This window comes from Pseudomonas sp. MWU12-2037, assembly GCF_023242345.1.
GTDB lineage: Bacteria > Pseudomonadota > Gammaproteobacteria > Pseudomonadales > Pseudomonadaceae > Aquipseudomonas > Aquipseudomonas gingeri_D.
The window spans coordinates 1-19,352 of the sequence record NZ_JALLIZ010000006.1; the positions used below are offsets into that span (position 1 = coordinate 1).

2 protein-coding genes are annotated in these 19,352 nt (G+C 66.2%); both read left to right on the forward strand.

From position 1 onward, the window contains the following. Positions 1–5,582: non-ribosomal peptide synthetase (locus M5B42_RS12495; protein WP_248746006.1), on the forward strand; the 5,582-nt coding region annotated here is incomplete at its 5' end. A gap of 4 nt (positions 5,583–5,586) precedes the next feature. Continuing rightward, positions 5,587–19,188: a non-ribosomal peptide synthetase gene (locus M5B42_RS12500; RefSeq protein ID WP_248746007.1), complete on the forward strand. Its 13,602-nt coding sequence runs from the start codon at positions 5,587–5,589 to the stop codon at positions 19,186–19,188. Positions 19,189–19,352 lie beyond the last annotated feature (164 nt).

Consider the following 19,352-nt stretch of genomic DNA (forward strand, 5'->3'; position numbering starts at 1 on the left):
GTCGCGTCGACCAGTTGCTGGCGCAGATCAAGGCCACCACCCTCGACGCCTACAGCCATCAGGACTTGCCTTTCGAACAGGTGGTCGAAGCCCTGCAACCGGAGCGTAGCCTGGGCCATAGCCCGCTGTTCCAGGCGATGCTGGTGCTCGGCAATACCCCTCACGACCAGGTTCTGGCCCTGCCCGGCCTGGAACTGACCCCACTGCCTCAAGTCACCGGCACCACCCAGTTCGACCTGAGCCTGTCGCTCAACGACGACGGTGAAAGCATCCGTGGCCAGTTCGAATACGCCACCGATCTGTTCGACGAAAGCACCATCGCCCGCTGGAGCCGCCATCTGCTGCACCTGCTCGACGCCCTGCTCGGCGATGCCGGACAACCGCTGGCGAGCCTGCCATGGCTCGACGCAGATCAACGCGAGCAACTGCTGACGACCTTCAATCCAGCGCAAACGCCCCTGGACGAACAGCCGCAGCGTCTGCCCCAGCGTGTCTTCGAGGCCCAGGCGGCACTCACCCCGCACGCGGTGGCACTGGTCTGCGCCGGACAACCCCTCGATTACGCCGAGCTCAATGCCCGGGCCAACCGTATCGCCCACCGTCTGATCGCTCTCGGCGTGCGCCCTGACGACACCGTCGGCCTTTGCGTCCGCCGCAGTCCGGAGATGGTCATCGGCCTGCTCGGTATCCTCAAGGCCGGTGCTGCCTACGTGCCACTGGACCCGCAATACCCTGCGCAACGCCTGGCCCATATGCTCGCCGACAGCGCGCCACGGGCCCTGGTGTTCCAGCAAGGGCTGGACGAACTGCCGCTGCCCGCGGGCCTGGCGACCCTTGAACTGAACGACCCGACGCTGCTCGACGTAGCGGATCACAACCCGCAGGTGCCGGCGCTGAACTTCAGCCATCTGGCCTATGTGATCTACACCTCGGGCTCCACCGGCTTGCCCAAGGGCGTGATGGTCGAACATCGCGGCCTGCGCAACCTGCTCGACTGGTACCTCGAGGACCTGGCGCTGCATGCCGGGGACGCAGTGCTGCTGGCCTCCTCCTACAACTTCGACCTGACCCAGAAGAATATCCTTGCGCCACTGATGGTCGGCGCGGCGCTGCACCTGGCCGAAGAACCGTTCAACCCCGCGGCCATCGTCGCGCAGATCGCCGAGGCCGGCGTCACCCACATCAACCTGTCACCGAGTGCCTTCCACGCCCTGGTGGACGCTGACCCACAACAGGCCCTGGCCTGCCTGAAACGCGTGGTCCTGGGGGGCGAGCCGATTCAGATCGCCATGCTGGAAAAACTCGCCCTGCCACGCCCGGCGGTGATCAACAGCTACGGCCCCACCGAGTGCAGCGACGTGGTCGCCTGGCACACGGCGGACATGGACCTGGCGACCTACCAGGAGCGTTCGATCCCGATTGGCCGGCCGATCCGCAATATGCAACTGCATGTGCTGGACAACCACGGTCAATTGCTGCCCGTGGGGGTCCGCGGCGAGATCCATATCGGCGGCGTCGGCGTTGCCCGCGGCTACCTCAACTTGCCGCAACTGAGTGCCGAGCGTTTTATCAGCGACCCGTTCTCCGCACTGGCCAACGCCCGCCTGTACAAGACCGGCGACGTCGGCCGCTGGCTGCCCGACGGCACCCTGGAATACCTCGGGCGCAATGACGACCAGGTGAAGATCCGTGGCCTGCGGGTCGAACTGGGGGAAATCGAGGCGGCCCTCGCCGCCCTGCCTGGTGTTCGCGAGGCGGCAGTCATTGCCCGCGAGCAGCAGGCCGGACAAGCCGACAGCAAGCGCCTGATCGCCTACCTCTGTGGCGAACCGGCCAGCGCCGAGCAATTGCGCGCCGAATTGCTGACCCGCCTGCCCAGCCATATGGTGCCGAGCGCCTTTGTGGTGCTGGATGTCCTGCCCTTGACCGCCAACGGCAAGCTCGACCGTCGGGCCCTGCCGGAGCCGGGCCAGGACGCCTACGCCAGCCGTACCTACGAGGCCCCTCAGGGCCCCGTGGAACAAGTTATCGCCACGATCTGGGAGCAATTGCTCGGTCTGCAACGTGTCGGTCGCCATGACGGTTTCTTCGAGCTCGGCGGCCACTCGCTGATGGCCGTCAGCCTGATCGAACGCCTACGCGAACAAGGCCTGAACGCCGATGTGCGGCGGGTCTTCAGTGCACCGAGCCTGCGCGAGCTGGCCCTGGCCGTGGGCCAGGCCAGTGAAGCGCTGTTCCAGGCACCGGCCAACCGGATTCCGGCCGATTGCACACAGCTGACAGCGGATATGTTGCCGCTGGTGACGCTGAACGCCATGCAGCTGGAGCGAATCGTCGCCGCCGTGCCCGGCGGGGCCGCCAATATCCAGGACATCTATCCCCTGGCGCCGCTGCAGGAAGGCATTCTCTTCCATCACCTGCTCGGCCATGAAGGCGACGCCTACCTGGTGCGCTCGATGATCGAGTTCGACGACCGCCAGCACCTGGACGCCTTTATCGGTGCCCTGCAGCAGGTGATCGAGCGGCATGACATCCTGCGCACGGCCGTGCACTGGGACGGCCTGCCCCAGGCGGTGCAGGTGGTGCAACGTCACGCTCGCCTGCCGGTGCACAGTGTCACCCTCGACAGCGACAAGGACCCGCTGGAGCAGTTGCGCAACCTCAACGATCCACGGCAACTGCGCCTGGACCTGCGTCAGGCGCCGCTGATGCGTGCCTGTATCGCCCGCGATCCGCACTCCGAGCGCTGGTTGCTGGCATTGCTCAACCACCATATGGCCAGCGACCATGTGACCCTGGAAATCGTCCTGGAAGAAATCCACGCGATCCTCCACGGCCAGGGCGACAGCCTGCCGGTGCCACAACCCTATCGCGACTTTATCGCCCAGACCCAGGCCACTCCGGCTGAAGTCCATGAAGCCTACTTCCGCCGCCGCCTGGCCGATGTCGATACACCGACCGCGCCGTTCGACCTGCTGGAAGTCCAGGGCGACGGCAACCACATCGAAGAAGCCGAGGTGCACCTGAGCAGCGAACTCAGCCGGCGTATCCGGGCCCAGGCCCGCGAACGCGGAATGACCCCGGCGGTGCTGTTCCATGTGGCCTGGGCCCAGGTCCTGGCCCGCTGCACCGGCCGCGACGACGTGGTCTTCGGCACCGTGGTCGCCGGTCGCCTGCAAGGTTCGGCGGGTGCCGAACGGGCCCTCGGAGTCTTTATCAATACCCTGCCGGTGCGGGTGCAACTGGCCGCGCAAGGGGCCCATGAGCTGGTCCTGGCGACTCACCGCGACCTCGGCGAGCTGCTTGCCCACGAACAGGCATCCCTGGCCCTGGCCCAACGTTGCAGTGGCGTGGCCAAGGCCCTGCCGCTATTCACCAGCCTGCTCAACTACCGCCACCAGAGCGACGACAGCCAGTTGCAATGGCCGGGCATGCGCATGCTCGACAGCGCCGAGCGGACCAACTATCCGCTGACCCTGTCGGTCAACGACTACGGCGACGACCTCGGCCTGTTGGTGCAAAGCGTGCGGCCGGTGGACCCGCAACGCCTCTGCGCCCTGATGCAGCGTGCCCTGGAGCAACTGACCCAGGCGCTGATGTACACACCGAAAATCCCCCTCACGCAACTCGATGTGCTGCCGCCCGCGGAGCGCACCCTGTTGCTCGAAACCTTCAACCAGAATCGCCTGGACTACCCGACGGACGCCTGCATCCAGCAACTGTTCGAAGAGCAGGTGTGCTGGACGCCGGAAGCCATCGCCCTGGTCGATGCCCAGGGCAGCCTCGACTATGCCGGACTCAATGCCCGCGCCAACCACCTGGCCCAACAGCTGATCGCGGCCGGCACCCAGCCAGGTGACCTGATCGCCATCTGTGTCGAACGCGGCGCGGCGATGATCGTCAGCATCCTCGCCATTCTCAAGGCCGGTGCCGCCTATGTGCCGCTGGACCCGACCTACCCGGCCGAACGCCTCGTCGCGATTGTCGAGGATGCCCAACCGCGCTTGCTGCTGGCCGATCCGCTCGGACGCGCGGCGGTGGGCGAACTGACTGGCACGACCCGCTACCTGGCGCTCGAACAGGCCGATACGCTGACGCCGGCAGCCGACCTGGAAAATCCACGGTTCGCCGCCGGCGCCCTGACCTCGGCACACCTGGCCTATGTGATCTACACCTCCGGTTCCACCGGCAAGCCCAAGGGCGTGATGATCGAGCACCGCAACCTGGTGGCCTCGACCCTGGCCCGCTGCGCCGTCTACGCACCGAACGAAGACCGGCGCTTCCTGCTGCTCTCCTCGATTGCCTTCGACAGCTCGGTGGCGGGGATTTTCGGTACCCTGGTCAGCGGCGGCACCTTGTGCATCCCGGATGCCGAGACCGCCCGCGATCCCGAAGCCGTTGCCCGCTTCATCGATGCCAAGGCGATTACCACCCTGCTCTGCGTGCCGTCCCTGGGCCGCCTGGTGCTGGGCAGCCTGGCCAGCGGCAAGGGTCACGCCAGCCTGCGCGAGATGATTGTCGCCGGCGAAGCCTGCCCGCCGCTGCTGGTGCAGGAATGCGCCAGCTTCGAACCGGCCATCACCCTGTACAACGAATACGGTCCCACCGAAGGCACGGTCTGGGCCACGGTGCACCGCTGCTCCGGTGATGAACAGGGCACGGTGCCGATCGGCCAGGCCATTCCCAATACCCGCCTGTACCTGCTCGATCCGCAAGGCCAGCCGGTGCCCCTGGGGGTTTCGGGTGAGCTGTATATCGGTGGCGAAGGGATTGCCCGTGGCTACCTGAACCGGCCGCAATTGAACGCCGAGCACTTCCTCGCCGACCCGTTCGGCCTCAGCGACGACGCACGGATGTACCGCACCGGCGACCTGGTGCGGATGCGTCCCGACGGGGTGCTCGAGTTCCTCGGCCGTAACGACCAGCAGGTGAAGATCCGCGGCTTCCGTATCGAACCCGGTGAAATCGAAGCGCTGATGCTGACCCTGCCGGGCGTACGCGAGGCGGCGGTGATCGCTCGCGAGGATGTTCCGGGCAGCACCCGTCTGGTGGCCTATCTGAGCGTCGAGCCGCACCTGGCCGGACGCAATGCCAGCCATACATTGCGGCCTTACCTCAGCTCGCAACTGCCGGACTACATGGTGCCGTCAGCCTTCGTGCTGGTCGAGCAACTGCCGCTGAGCCCCAACGGCAAGCTCGACCGTCGCGCCCTGCCGGTCCCTGCCGCCGAAGACTTCGCCCACCGCGAGTACGAAGCGCCCAACGATGAGACCGAAACCCTGCTGGCGGCGATCTGGGCCGACCTGCTGGGCCTCGAACGCATCGGCCGGCATGACGACTTCTTCGAACTCGGCGGTCATTCGTTGCTGGCCGTGCAGGTCACCCTCCGGGCCCGCGAGACCTTCGGTGTCGAAGTGCCCCTGAGGGGCCTGTTCGAACACCCGTCGCTGCAGGCCCTGGCCGACCTGGTCACCACCCTGCAACTGGCGCAGTACGAGTCGGACGAACTGCTGGACCTGCAACAAGAAATGGCTTCGCTGTCTGAAAGCGAACTGCTCGCTATCGTCTCCAAGGATGCTTGATAAATTGAACTCACATAACGATAGTCTCGACCAGTTGAAACGTGCCGCCATGCTGCGCCTGCTCAAGCAGCGCGGCGCCACGCGGACCGTCGATACCACCTCGGACGACATGGTTGCCGTGGACCGCGACGGTCCGTTGGCGCTGTCGTTCGCCCAGCAACGCCTGTGGTTCCTCGATCAGTTGGACCCGACGGCCAGCGCCGCCTACCACATGCCGGCAGCACTGGTGCTGCGCGGCAGCCTTGACCACAACGCACTGAAGGCCGCCCTCGATCAACTGGTGGCCCGCCATGAAAGCCTGCGTACCACCTTCCGCCGTGACGGCGAGCAGCCGGTGCAAATCATCGCGCCGGCCAACTGCGGCTTCAGCCTGGCGGAGCACGATCTGCGCCACCTCTCCGTCGAGCTGGCGGCAGAACAGGCCGCCCGGTTGAGCGAACGCGAAGCCACGACGCCCTTCGACCTGCTGAACGGGCCGCTGATCCGTGGCAGCCTGCTGCGCCTGGCCGACGATGAACACCGCCTGCTGATCACCCAGCACCACATCATCTCCGACGGCTGGTCCATCGGGGTGCTGGTCAAGGAGTTCGCCGCGCTGTACCAGGCCTTCAGCACCGGCCAGGCCGATCCCCTGCCGGCCCTGGCCCTGCAATACGCCGACTACGCGGCCTGGCAACGCCGGCACCTGGAAGGCGAACGCCTGAGCCGGCACGTCGAGTTCTGGCGCAGTCACCTGGCCGGCGCCCCGGCCTTGCTTGCGTTGCCCACCGACCGGCCACGTCCGGCGGTGCAGAGCTACCGTGGCGAGACCCTGAGCTTCGATTTGCCCGTGGCCCTGTCCGCGGCCATCACCCGCTTCGCCCAGTCCCGTGCCGCGACCCCGTTCATGACCCTGATGGCCGCCTGGGCGGTCCTGCTGGGCCGGATCAGTGGCCAGCAGGACGTGGTGATCGGCACCGTGACCGCCAACCGCGACCGCCAGGACGTGCAGGCGTTGATCGGTTTCTTCGTCAACACCCTGGCCCTGCGGGTGCGCCTGGACGCCAACCCGACCCTCGACCAGGTGCTGCAACAGGTCAAGGAACTTCTGCTGGAGTCCGCCAGCCGCCAGGACACCCCGTTCGAGCAAGTGGTCGAGGCCCTCAAGCCACCTCGCAGCGCCAGCTACAGTCCGGTGTTCCAGACCATGCTCTACACCAACGCCGGCGGTGCCGGCGGGCAGTTGCAATTGCCGGGATTGAACCTGGAGTTCCTGCCGTCGCACAAGGACAACACCCAGCACGACCTGTCGTTACATATCGACGAAGGCGGCGCGAGCCTGTCCTGCAGCCTGTCGTATTCCACCGCCCTGTTCGACGCCAGTACCGTCGAACGCCTGGCGGCGCGCTTCGAACGCCTGCTGCAGTGCTTCACCGAAGCCCCGCAAACCCGACTCGGCGCCCTGGAATTGGACGCCGCCCTGGCGCTACCCGAGGTCAGCGCGCTGGTGCCGGTCCCGGCACGGCTGCCGCTGTCCTATCACCAGGAACGGGTCTGGTTCGTCGACACCTTCGAAACCGGCTACCTGTACGAGGCCAACCCGGTCTATCACAACGTCGCGCTGCTGCTGGAGATCTTCGGCGAACTGCAGGTCCCGGCCCTGCAAACCGCCCTCGACGGGCTGCTGGCCCGCCACGCCATCCTGCGCTGCCGGGTGCATTCCGACGGTGCCAGCGCCTGGCAGAGCTTTGACGGCCCGGCGAGCCTGGTGCTGGAACAGCTCCAGGGTACTCCGGGCAACCTGACGGCCCTGGCCCTGGCCGAAACCCGCCGTCCCCTGGACATGAACGGCGGCAGCCTGGTGCGTGCCAGCCTGATTCGCGCGGACGAGAAAAATGCCGTGCTGGCCCTGGCCGTGCACCACTTGCTGGCCGACCGCACGTCGATGCAATTGATCAAGCGCGACCTGCTGGCCCTCTATGAAGCCGCCTGCGCCGAGCGCGAAGCCACGCTGCCGGCGCTGTCCCTGGGTTACGGCGACTTCGCCGCCTGGCAGCGCCAGTTGCCGGCCGCCGTGCGCGAAAACCTGCGGGCCTACTGGAGCTATCAACTGCGCGGCAAGCTGCAAGCTCTGGAGCTGCCACTCAACCGCCCACGGGCGGCGGTGCATGTCTTCAGCGAAGCCACCCATGAGTTCGTTATCGAGGCGGCGCTGGTCAAGCGCCTCGGCGAGCTGGCCCGGGAAGTCGGCGTCAGTACCGACAGCCTGGCGCTGAGCGCCTTCACCGCCCTGCTGCGGCGCTATGCCGGGCACGACGAGTTGGTCATCGGCACTACGGCAGCCTGCCGCGAACCGGCCCTGCAAGACGTGGTCGGCCCGCTGGACAACCTGCTGGTGATCCGCGGTACCTGCGACAGCGACACCACTCTGCAAACCCTGCTGGAACAGACCGCCGGTACCCTGGCCGATGCGCGCCGCCATCGCCACATGCAGTTCGACCAGTTGGTACTGGCCCTCAATCCGGCCAAGGACATGAGCCGCACCGCGCTGTTCGACGTGCTGTTCAACTTCCAGCAGGTCAGTGACAGCCGCACCTTGATCGCCGGGCTTGCGGTCAACAGCCTGGAAACCAACCTGGGCTACGGCAAGAACGACCTGCACCTGTTGATCAGTGCTGGCGAGCAACACTGGAATGGTCACCTGGCCTACAACGCCGACTTCTTCGACCCTGAATTTATCCAGCAACTGATGCGTCACTACGTGCGCCTGTTGCAGGCCTTTGTCGACACCCCGCAACAGCGTGTCGACGACGTCGCCCTGCTGGATGCGGCCGAGCGCCAGCGGCAGGTCCTCGACTTCAACAATACCGAAGCCGCCTGGCCCGACAGCCTGACCCTGCACCAGATCTTCGAGGAACAGGCGCGCCTGACCCCGGACAATATCGCCGTCAACCTCGGCGAGGAACGCCTGAGCTATCGCCAACTCAACGAACAGGCCAACCGCCTGGCCCACAGTCTGCGCGACGCGGGCGTGCAACCGCAGGAACTGGTGGCCGTTGTCCTGGAGCGCTCGCTGGCGATGATCATCGCCACCCTGGCGGTGCTCAAGGCCGGCGCCGCCTATGTGCCGATCGATCCCGCTTCGCCGGCTGAACGTATCGCCTATGTGTTGCGCGACAGCGGTACCAGCAAGGCCATCGCCGGCCAGGACATCAGCCCCGCGCTGCTGGCGCTCGGCATTGAAGTCTTCGCGCCCGAATCGACCCATGCGGCGCCCCACAACGCCCGGTATTCGACCAACCTGCCCAACCTCAACGCCCCGGACCATCTCTGCTATGTGATCTACACCTCGGGCTCCACCGGCGAACCCAAGGGTGCGCTGCTGGAACACCGCAACGTCGTGCGGCTGATGCACAACAACCGCTCGGAATTCGCCTTCAATGCCGAGGATGTCTGGTCGCTGTTCCACTCCAACGCCTTCGACTTCTCGGTCTGGGAGATGTACGGCGCCCTGCTCTACGGCGGCCGCCTGAGCCTGGTCCCCGAAGCCCTGCGCCGCGATCCGGCGGAGCTGCTGGGTTTCCTCGAACGCGAACAGGTGACGGTGCTCAACCAAACCCCGTCGGCCTTCCTGCAGCTCAGCGGCGCCGCCCTGGCCCGCAGCGATGTGCGCCTGGAACACCTGCGTTATGTGATCTTCGGCGGTGAAAGCCTGGAGCTGGGCAAGCTCGACGCCTTCCATCAGGCCTTCGCCCATGTGGCGCTGGTAAACATGTACGGCATCACCGAAACCTGCGTGCACGTGACCTACAAGGCCATCGCGGCGGCGGATATCGCTGCCGGTATCTCCAATGTCGGCCGACCGATCCCGACCACCGTGGCCTATGTCCTCGACGCCCAGCAGCGCCTGCTGCCCATCGGCGTGGCCGGGGAAATCTGTGTCGGCGGCCTGGGGGTCGGTCGCGGTTACCTGAACCGTGAGCAGCTGACCGCCGAACGTTTTATCGCCGACCCGCTGCGTCCCGGTGAGCGCCTGTATCGCTCCGGGGACCTGGGCAAATTGCTGGACAACGGCGAGATCATTCACCTGGGTCGGATGGACGCCCAGGTGAAGATTCGCGGTTTCCGTATCGAGCTGGGGGAAATCGAGGCCAAGCTGCTGGCCTGTGACGGCGTGCGCGAAGCCCGGGTCCTGGCTCGCGATGACGTGGGCCAGGGCAAGCGCCTGATCGCCTACCTGATCGCCAAGCCGTCGGTCCGCCTGGAAATCGCGGCCTTGCGCAAACAACTGGGCGCCACCCTGCCCGACTATATGATCCCCAGCGCCTTTGTCAGCCTGGCGGCCTACCCGCTGACCGGCAACGGCAAGCTGGACCAGGACGCGCTGCCGGCGCCGGACCTGGATGCCATGTCCGAGCGCGGCTACACCGCACCGCAAGGCGCCACCGAACTGGCCCTGGCGCAGATATTCCAGGAACTGCTGGGCCTGGAACGCGTGGGCCGGCATGACGGCTTCTTCGAACTCGGCGGCCACTCCCTGCTGGCCGCGCAACTGGTTTCCCGGGTACGTCAGCAACTGGGCGGCGAGATGATGCTGCGCCAGCTGTTCAGCCACCCGACCGTGGCCGAACTGGCGCGGGTGGTCGGCGGCCTGCAAGCGACCGAGACCGACAGCATCGAGCCGGTCGAGCGCAGCGCGCCCTTGGCGCTGTCGTTCTCCCAGCAACGCCTGTGGTTCCTCGACCAGCTCGATCCCGGCGCCAGCAGTGCCTATCACATGCCGATGTCGCTGCTGTTGCGCGGCAATCTCGACCACGTCGCACTCAAGGCCGCCCTCGACCGCCTGGTGGCGCGTCACGAAAGCCTGCGCACCACCTTCGAACGCCACGGCGAACAGCCGGTGCAGATTATCGCCCCGGCGGACTGCGGTTTCGCCCTGGCCGAGCAGGACTTGCGCACGCTGTCCTACGAGCAGGCCAGCCTCAGCGCCTCGCGCATTGGCAACAGCGAAGCCACGGCGCCCTTCGACCTGCGCCAGGGTCCGCTGATTCGCGGGCGCCTGCTGCGCCTCGCGGATGACGAACACATCCTGCTGATCACCCAGCACCACATCATCTCCGACGGTTGGTCGGTGGGGGTGCTGGTCAAGGAGTTCGCCGCCCTTTACCAGGCCTTCAACCAGCAGCAGGAAGACCCGCTGCCGATCCTGTCGATCCAGTATGCCGACTACGCCGCGTGGCAGCGCCGCACCTTCACCGGCGAGCGCCTGGCCGAACAGGCCGAGTTCTGGCGTGGGCACCTGGGCGGCGCCCCGGCGCGGCTGTCCCTGCCCACCGACCGGCCACGCCCCGCAGTGCAGAGCTACCGTGGCGGCGACGTACCGGTACAGATCGATGCGGCGCTGTACCAACGCCTGGAGCGCTTCTGCCAGGCCCACAACATCACCCTGTTCATGGGCCTGCTCAGTGCCTGGTCGGTGCTGATGGCGCGCCTGGGCAACGAGCGCGACGTGGTGATCGGCGTACCGACCGCCAACCGCGGCCGGACCGAAACCGAAAACCTGATCGGTTTCTTCGTCAACACCCTGGCCCTGCGCGTCGACCTCGGGCAGGACCCGAGCGTGGCGCAACTGCTGGAGCAGGTCCGCCAGACCACCCTGGCGGCCCACGAACACCAGGACATTCCGTTCGAGCAAGTGATCGAGGCCTTGCAGCCGCCACGCTCCCTGAGCCACAACCCGTTGTGCCAGGTCGCCCTGTCGCTGGACAATACCCCGGCTGGCGTCGAACTGAGCCTGCCGGGCCTGAGCCTGGTGCCCGTGGCCCAGGCCCATGAAACCGCGCAATTCGACCTGATGCTGACCCTCGGCAGCAGCAACGGTACCCTGGCCGGGGTGATCGAGTACGCCAGCGACCTGTTCGACCGCGCCACCGTCGAACGCTTCGCCCAGCACTTCCAGATCCTGCTGGAAGCGATGATCGAAGATGTTGCGCAACCGGTACTCGGCCTGCCATTGCTCACCCCCGCGCAACGCCAGGCCTCGCCGGCGCTGCTACCGCCGAAAGCGACATTCGCTGTCGAGCAACTGATTCACCAGCGCTTCGAAACCCAGGCGGCCAATCACCCGCAGCACACTGCCCTGGTCTTCGGCGAACAGAGCCTGAGCTACCAGGCCCTCAACCGCCGCGCCAACGGCATTGCCCGCGCCCTGCTCGCCCAGGGGGTGCGCCCGGATGATCGGGTGGCGATCCTCTCCCTGCGCGGCGTCGACATGCTCTGCGCAGTGCTGGCCGTGCTCAAGGCCGGTGCCGCCTACGTGCCGCTGGACCCGGCCTACCCGGCCGAACGCCTCGCCTACCTGCTGGACGACAGCGCACCGGTGGCGTTGCTCGCACAGACGGCCTGCCTCGATGCCCTGCTGGCGCATAACGTGCCGGTGCTGAAACTCGACGAGTTGAACCGCGAAGACGCCGCCGCTGACAGCAACCTGGACCTCAACCCGCAGGCCGACGAACTGGGCCTGGCGCCGCAGCACCTGGCCTATGTCATCTACACCTCGGGCTCCACCGGTTTGCCCAAGGGCGTGCTGGTGGAGCACGGCAATGTCGCGCGGCTGTTCGACACCACCGCCGAGTTGTTCGACTTCGACCACAGCGACACCTGGACGCTGTTCCACTCCTTCGCCTTCGACTTCTCGGTCTGGGAAATCTGGGGCGCCCTGAGTTACGGCGGCAAGCTGGTGATCGTGCCGAGTGACGTGGCCCGTTCGCCGGATGACTTCTATGCCCTGGTCTGCCAGCAGCAGGTCAGCGTGCTGAACCAGACGCCGAGCGCCTTCCGCCAGTTTATCGAGGCGCGCGGCCGCAGCGAGGCAGAACACAGCCTGCGCGAAGTCATCTTCGGCGGCGAGGCCCTGGACTTTCGCAGCCTGCGGCCGTGGACCGCGAGTACCCCGCTGTCGCGCACCCGCCTGGTGAACATGTACGGCATCACCGAGATCACCGTGCACGCCACCTACTACCCGGTCAGCCAGGCCGAGATCGACACCGCCGCACCGAGCCTGATCGGCCCGGCGCTGCCGGACCTGTGCCTGCGCATCCTCGATGACTACCAGCAACCGGTGCCGGTGGGCGTCAATGGCGAGATCTATATCGGTGGCGCCGGGGTCGCCCGGCATTACCTGAACCGTGACGCGCTGAACGCCGAACGCTTTATCGCCGACCCTTACTCCGATGTGCCGGGTGCCCGCCTGTATCGCACCGGCGACGTCGCCCGTTACCGCACCGATGGCGGCGTGGTCTACGTCGGCCGCAACGACTCGCAGATCAAGATCCGCGGTTTCCGTATCGAACTGGGTGAAATCGAGGCGCAACTGCTGGCCTGTGCCGAAGTCCGCGAAGCCCTGGTGATCGTCCGTGAGGACCAACCCGGCGACAAACGCCTGGTGGCCTACCTGATCGCCGAAGACGGCAGCGCTCCCGAGTCCTCTGCCCTGCGCGGCCAACTGGCCGGCGTGCTGGCCGAACATATGCTGCCGAGCGCCTTCGTGACCCTCGCGGCCTGGCCGTTGACCACCAACGGCAAGCTCGACCGTACGGCCCTGCCGGCACCGGACCTGTCCGCCGCCGTCAGCCGCCACTACGAAGCACCGCTGGGGGCGATCGAAACCACCCTGGCCTCTGCCTGGCAGGAATTGCTCGGCGTTGAGCGGGTCGGTCGCCAGGATCACTTCTTCGAACTCGGCGGTCACTCCTTCCTGGTGATCAGCCTGATCGAACGCTTGCGCCAGGCCGGTCTGCAACTGGATGTGCGCACCGTGTTCTCGGCGCCAACCCTGCAGGCCATGGCCACCGTCCTCGCCGGCGGCAGCCGTGCCGAACGGGTGGTCCCGGCCAACCTGATCCCGGGCGATTGCACCACCCTGACCCCGCAGATGCTGCCGCTGGTGACGCTGAGCCCGCAGGAGATCGAACAAATCGTCTCTGATGTTCCGGGCGGCGCCGCCAACGTGCAGGACATCTACCCGCTGTCGTCCTTGCAGGAAGGCATCCTCTTCCACCACCTGTTGCAGTCCGAAGGCGACGCCTACCTGATGCGCACCGTGGTGACCTTTACCACTCGCACGCTGCTGGACAACTTCCTCGCCGCCGTGCAGGTGGTGATCAACCGCCATGACATCCTGCGCACCGCCCTGCGCTGGCACGGCCTGCCGCAACCGGTGCAGGTGGTTCATCGCCGGGCCCAACTGCCGGTGATCAACCTGGAGACAGCACCCGGTGAAGACGCCCTGGAGACGTTACGCCAGCGTACCGACACCCATCATCTGCGCCTGGATCTGCAACAGGCACCGCTGATCGCCGCGCATATCACCTACGATGCCCGGCGCGAACAGTGGCTGCTGGCATTGCTCGACCACCACCTGGTCAGCGACAACGTCACCTTGCGCCTGATCATGCTGGAGATCCAGGCGGTGCTGGCCGGCCAGGCCGACAGCCTGCCGCCGTCGCAGCCCTACCGCAATTTCATCGCCCAGGCCGCCAGCGTTTCCCAAGCCGAGCATGAGGCCTACTTCCGCCGCCTGCTGGCCGATGTCGATGCCACCACCGCGCCTTATGGCGTGCTCGATGTTCGCGGCAACGGCGCCGGGATCCAGCGTGCGGTGCAGCACTTGAGCGAAGATCTCAGTGCCCGGGTCTATCGCACCGCGCGCGCCCAGGGCGTACCGACCTCGGTGCTGTTCCATGCGGCCTGGGGCCTGGTGGTCGCGGCCACCAGCGGGCGCGACGACGGGATCTTCGGTACCGTGTTGTCCGGGCGCTCCCAGGGCACCACCGGTGCCGACCATGCGCTGGGAATGTTCATCAACACCCTGCCGATGCGTATTCGCCTGCAACACCACAGCGTGGGCGATATCGTCCAGGACGCCTACCAGCAGCTCAGTGAACTCCTGACCCACGAGCAGGCGCCGTTGGCCCTGGCCCAGCGTTGCAGTGCGGTGGATGCGTCGTTGCCGTTGTTCACGGTGATCCTCAACTGCCGTCACGGCGACCTGGTGAATGCCTCCGGGGAGAACGTCGAGGACATGGGCGAGCATGAAGGTATCCACTTCATCGCCTCTGAAACCCGCACCAACTACCCGATCGAGATTGCCGTAGCGAACGTGGCCAGCGGTTTCTCCCTGACCGCGCAATCCATCAGTGGTATCGACCCCCACTGTATCGCCGCCTATCTTGGCCAGGCCGTTGCCGAGCTGGTCGAGGCGCTTGAGCAAGACCCGGCACGTCTGGCCAGCAGCCTGGACGTCGTGCCCGAAGCCGAACGGCAACTGCTGCTCAACAGCTTCAACAACACCGCTACCGCGTTTGCGCCGACAGAGCCGATCCATGCCCTGTTCGAAAGCCAGGTCCGTGCCAATCCCGACGCCGTGGCCCTGGTCTGCGAAGACCGGCAACTGAGCTATCGCCAGCTCAACCGCCGCGCCAACCATCTGGCCCGGCAACTGCTGGCCCTCGGTGTACGGCCGGACGAACGCGTGGCCATCTGCGCCGAACGCAGCCTGGACATGATTGTCGGTCTGCTGGGTGTGCTCAAGGCCGGTGCGGCCTATGTGCCTATCGACCCGGCGCACCCGGCCGACCGCATGGCCTTCATGTTGCAGGACAGCCAACCACGCGCTCTGCTAACTCAAACAGCCCTCACCCTGCCGGCTGGCGACACGCCGCTGTTGCTGCTCGATACCGCCGAGTCGCTACGTGCCGCTGACGATGAGGCTTTCGATGCCAACCCGACGGTTCCAGGCCTGACGCCGGAAAACCTGGCCTATGTCATCTACACCTCCGGCTCCACCGGCCAATCCAAGGGCGTGATGGTCGAACACCGCTCGGTGTTCAACTTCTGGAACGTGCTGACCCGCACCACCCACCAGCATTGCCCGACACCAGCTACCGTGGCCCTTAACGCCGGGTTCTTCTTCGACATGTCGATCAAGGGCATCTCGCAGCTGTTCTCCGGCCACAAGCTGGTGATCATCCCGCAACTGATCCGCGCCAGCGGCGGCGAGCTGCTGGACTTCCTTGAACAGCACCGGGTGCATGCCTTCGACTCGACCCCGTCGCAGCTCGATACCCTGCTCTCCGCCGGCCTACTGGAACGCAACAGCTACCAGCCGATCAGCGTGCTGCTGGGTGGCGAAGCGATCAATGCCAGCACCTGGGAAAAGCTGCGCAACTGCCCGACCATCCGCTTCTACAACATGTACGGCCCGACCGAATGCACGGTCGACGCCACCATCGACCTGATCCGTGACCTCGGTGAAAAACCGAGCATCGGCCGGCCGATTGCCAATGTCCAGGTGCATGTCCTCGATACCCGTGGCGAACCTGCACCACTGGGCGTGGCCGGGGAAATTCATATCGGCGGTGCCGGTGTGGCCCGCGGATACCTCAACCGCGACGAACTGAGTGCCGAGCGTTTTATCGCCGACCGGTTCTCCGACGTCCCGAATGCTCGCCTCTACAAAACCGGCGACCTCGGCCGCTGGCTGGCCGACGGCACCCTGGAGTACCTGGGCCGTAACGACTTCCAGGTGAAGATCCGCGGTTTCCGTATCGAGCTGGGTGAAATCGAAAACGCCCTGCTGGCCGTCCCGGGTCTGCGCGAAGCGATCGTCATCTCCCGCGACGACAACCAGGGTGATTCGGAGAACCAGCGCCTGGTCGCCTATGTCTGTGGCGAGCCGGTTCCGGCCGAACAGCTGCGCAGCGAGCTGCTCAAGCACCTGCCCGAGTACATGGTGCCGAGCGCCTTCGTCCATCTGGACGCCCTGCCGCTGACCGCCAACGGCAAGCTCGACCGCCGTGCCCTGCCCGCCCCCGGCCAGGACGCCCTGGCCAGCAAGGCCTACGAGGCGCCGCAAGGCGATACCGAACTGGCCATCGCCGAGATCTGGAAAGGCTTGCTGCACCTGGATCAGGTCGGGCGCAACGACGGTTTCCTCGAACTGGGCGGCCATTCGCTGCTGGCCGTGCAGTTGCTCTCGCGGCTGCGGCGCAAGCTCGGCGCGCGAATCACCCTGCGCGAGCTGTTCGACGCACCGACCGTGCGGGGCCTGGCCTCACTGGTCAACGCCTCGGCACCGAGCGAAGCGCAATCGATTCCCCTGGCCAACCGCTCGGGCCGCCTGCCGTTGTCGTTCTCCCAGCAACGCCTGTGGTTCCTCGATCACCTGGATCACGCCGCCGGCGCCGCCTACCACTTGCCGACGGCATTGCGCCTGACCGGCACGCTGGACAAGGCCGCCTTGCACGCCACCCTGGATCGCCTGGTGGCACGCCACGAAACCCTGCGCACGCGCTTTGAACTGGTGGACGGCGAACCGCTGCAGAAAATCGCTCCGGCCGATACCCGCTTCCCGCTGGCACAAGAGGACCTGCGCGAATTGCCGAGTGATGAACGCGCGGCGACCCTGGTCCGCCTCGGTCAGGACAGTGCGACACAGTTGTTCGACCTGAACCAGGGGCCATTGCTGCGTGGTTTGCTGCTGCAATTGGCCGACGAAGAGCACGTGCTGTTGATCACCCTGCATCACATCGTCTCCGACGGCTGGTCCAACAGTGTCCTGGCCCATGAGGTGAGCGTGCTGTACACCGCGTTCAGCCAAGGCCAAAAGGACCCGTTGCCGGCACTGGCCCTGCAATACGTGGACTACGCCGCCTGGCAGCGCCAGTCCCTCGACGGCCCGGCGCTGCAAGCCCAGGTCGACTTCTGGCGCCAGCATCTGGAAGGTGCGCCGAGCCTGCTGAACCTGCCCCTGGATCGTCCGCGTCCGGCCATCCAGAGTTATGCCGGTGGGATCGTCAACTGCGCCTTCTCGCCGGCCTTGAGCGCCGACCTGCGCGCCTTCAGCCAGGCCCAGGGCAGCACGCTGTTCATGGTCCTGCTGGCCGGCTGGTCGGTGCTGATGAGTCATCTGAGTGGCCAGAACGATGTGGTGGTCGGTACCCCGGTGGCCAACCGTCAACGTCCGGAACTGGAGCCGTTGATCGGTTTCTTCGCCAACACCCTGGCGCTGCGCGTTGCCAGCGGAGCCGACACCCGTGTCGCCGAGTTGCTCGTGCGGATCAAGGACCTGACACTGGCGGCCTACAGCCATCAGGACCTGCCGTTCGAGCAGGTGGTCAGTGCCTTGCAGCCGACCCGCAGCATGAGCCACAGCCCGTTGTTCCAGGTGATGCTGAGCCTGGACAATACGCCGCCGGCACCGCTGCAACTGCCCGGCCTGCAGGTCGAGTCCCTGGACAGCGCGCACCGCACCACTCAGTTCGACCTGTCGTTGTCGCTGGTGGACACCGCCGATCACATCGGCGGCAGCCTGCAATACGCCAGCGACCTGTTCGACACCGCGACGGTGGAGGCCATCGCCGGGCTGTTTGCCAAGGTCCTGGAAAACCTGGTGGCCGGCGCGCAACAGACGATCGGCCAGGTGCTGGAGAACACCCCGACACTACCGCGTGCGGCCCATGCCGAGGCAGTCCCCGCCGCCGTTGAAGCACAGCCGTCCGAGGCTCTGCCTTACGAAGCGCCCCAGGGCGATACCGAAATCGCCATCGCCAACCTCTGGAAGGACCTGTTCAAGCTGGAGAACGTCAGCCGGCATGACGACTTCTTCAGCCTCGGCGGTATTTCGCTGATGGCGGTGCAAATGGCCTCGCGCTTGCGCAAGGTGCTCGGCAAGCCTATTGCCGTGCGCGATCTGTTCGTCGAACCGACCATCGCCGGTTTCGCCCGGACCCTGGACGGCCAGACGCGCCCCGGTCAGCACAGCAATCTGGTGCCGGTACGCCGTACCGGCTCGCAACGGCCGCTGTTCCTGGTCCACCCCCTGGGCGGCGAAGTGCAATATGTCCGTGACCTGGCCCCGGTGCTCGACCCACAGGTGCCGCTCTACGGCCTGGCCGCCAGTGGCCTGGTCGCCGGCGAAACACCCTTGTTCGAAGTGCCGGCCATGGCCGCGCGTTACCTGGCGGCGATTCGCCAGGTCCAGCCACAAGGGCCTTACCGCCTCGCCGGCTGGTCGGCCGGCGGCCTGATCGCCTATGAAATGGCCCGTCAGCTGCAAGCCGGCGGCGAGCAGTTGGAGTTCCTCGGCATCATCGACGCCTCGGCCCGCCCGGCGCCGGCCGCGCCGGAGTCCTTGAGCGAAGGGCAATTCCTGATGGCCTGGCTGCCCGGGCAGGTCGATCCGGATGTGCGCCGACAACTGACCGAGCTGGCCCAAGAAGAAGCCATCGAGGCGATGCTGGCCCTGTGCATGAGCCACCGGCTGCTGCCGGAGGAGCTGCCCCAGGACGTCGATGCCGGCTTGTTGCGCAGCCACCTCGCGGTGGCCTATGCGACGCGCCTGGCCGTCGGCGCCTATGTCAGCCCGGCCACCCCGCTCAAGGTCACGCTGTTTACCGCCAGCGGGCAGGAACGCAGCGACCCGCTGCTGGGCTGGGGGGCGTTGCTCGGGACCCCGCCAAGCGTCACAGCGCTGCCCGGAACCCACAACACACTGGTCAAGGCCCCTTATGTCAGTGCGCTGGGCCAGGCGATTTCCCAGGCGCTGAAGGCAGGTGAAGTGTCATGAATCTCAGACAGGAGCGCTTTTCATTCTCACAATGTCAGCGTCAACTAAACAGCGCCGGCTCCGCGGCGTAGGATGTCCCTGTTTTCCATTACAGACTTTTCCTACTTAACTGAGCTTAATTATCACTACTGACTGAATCGTTTTTGTGAAGGGATTCACGGGTG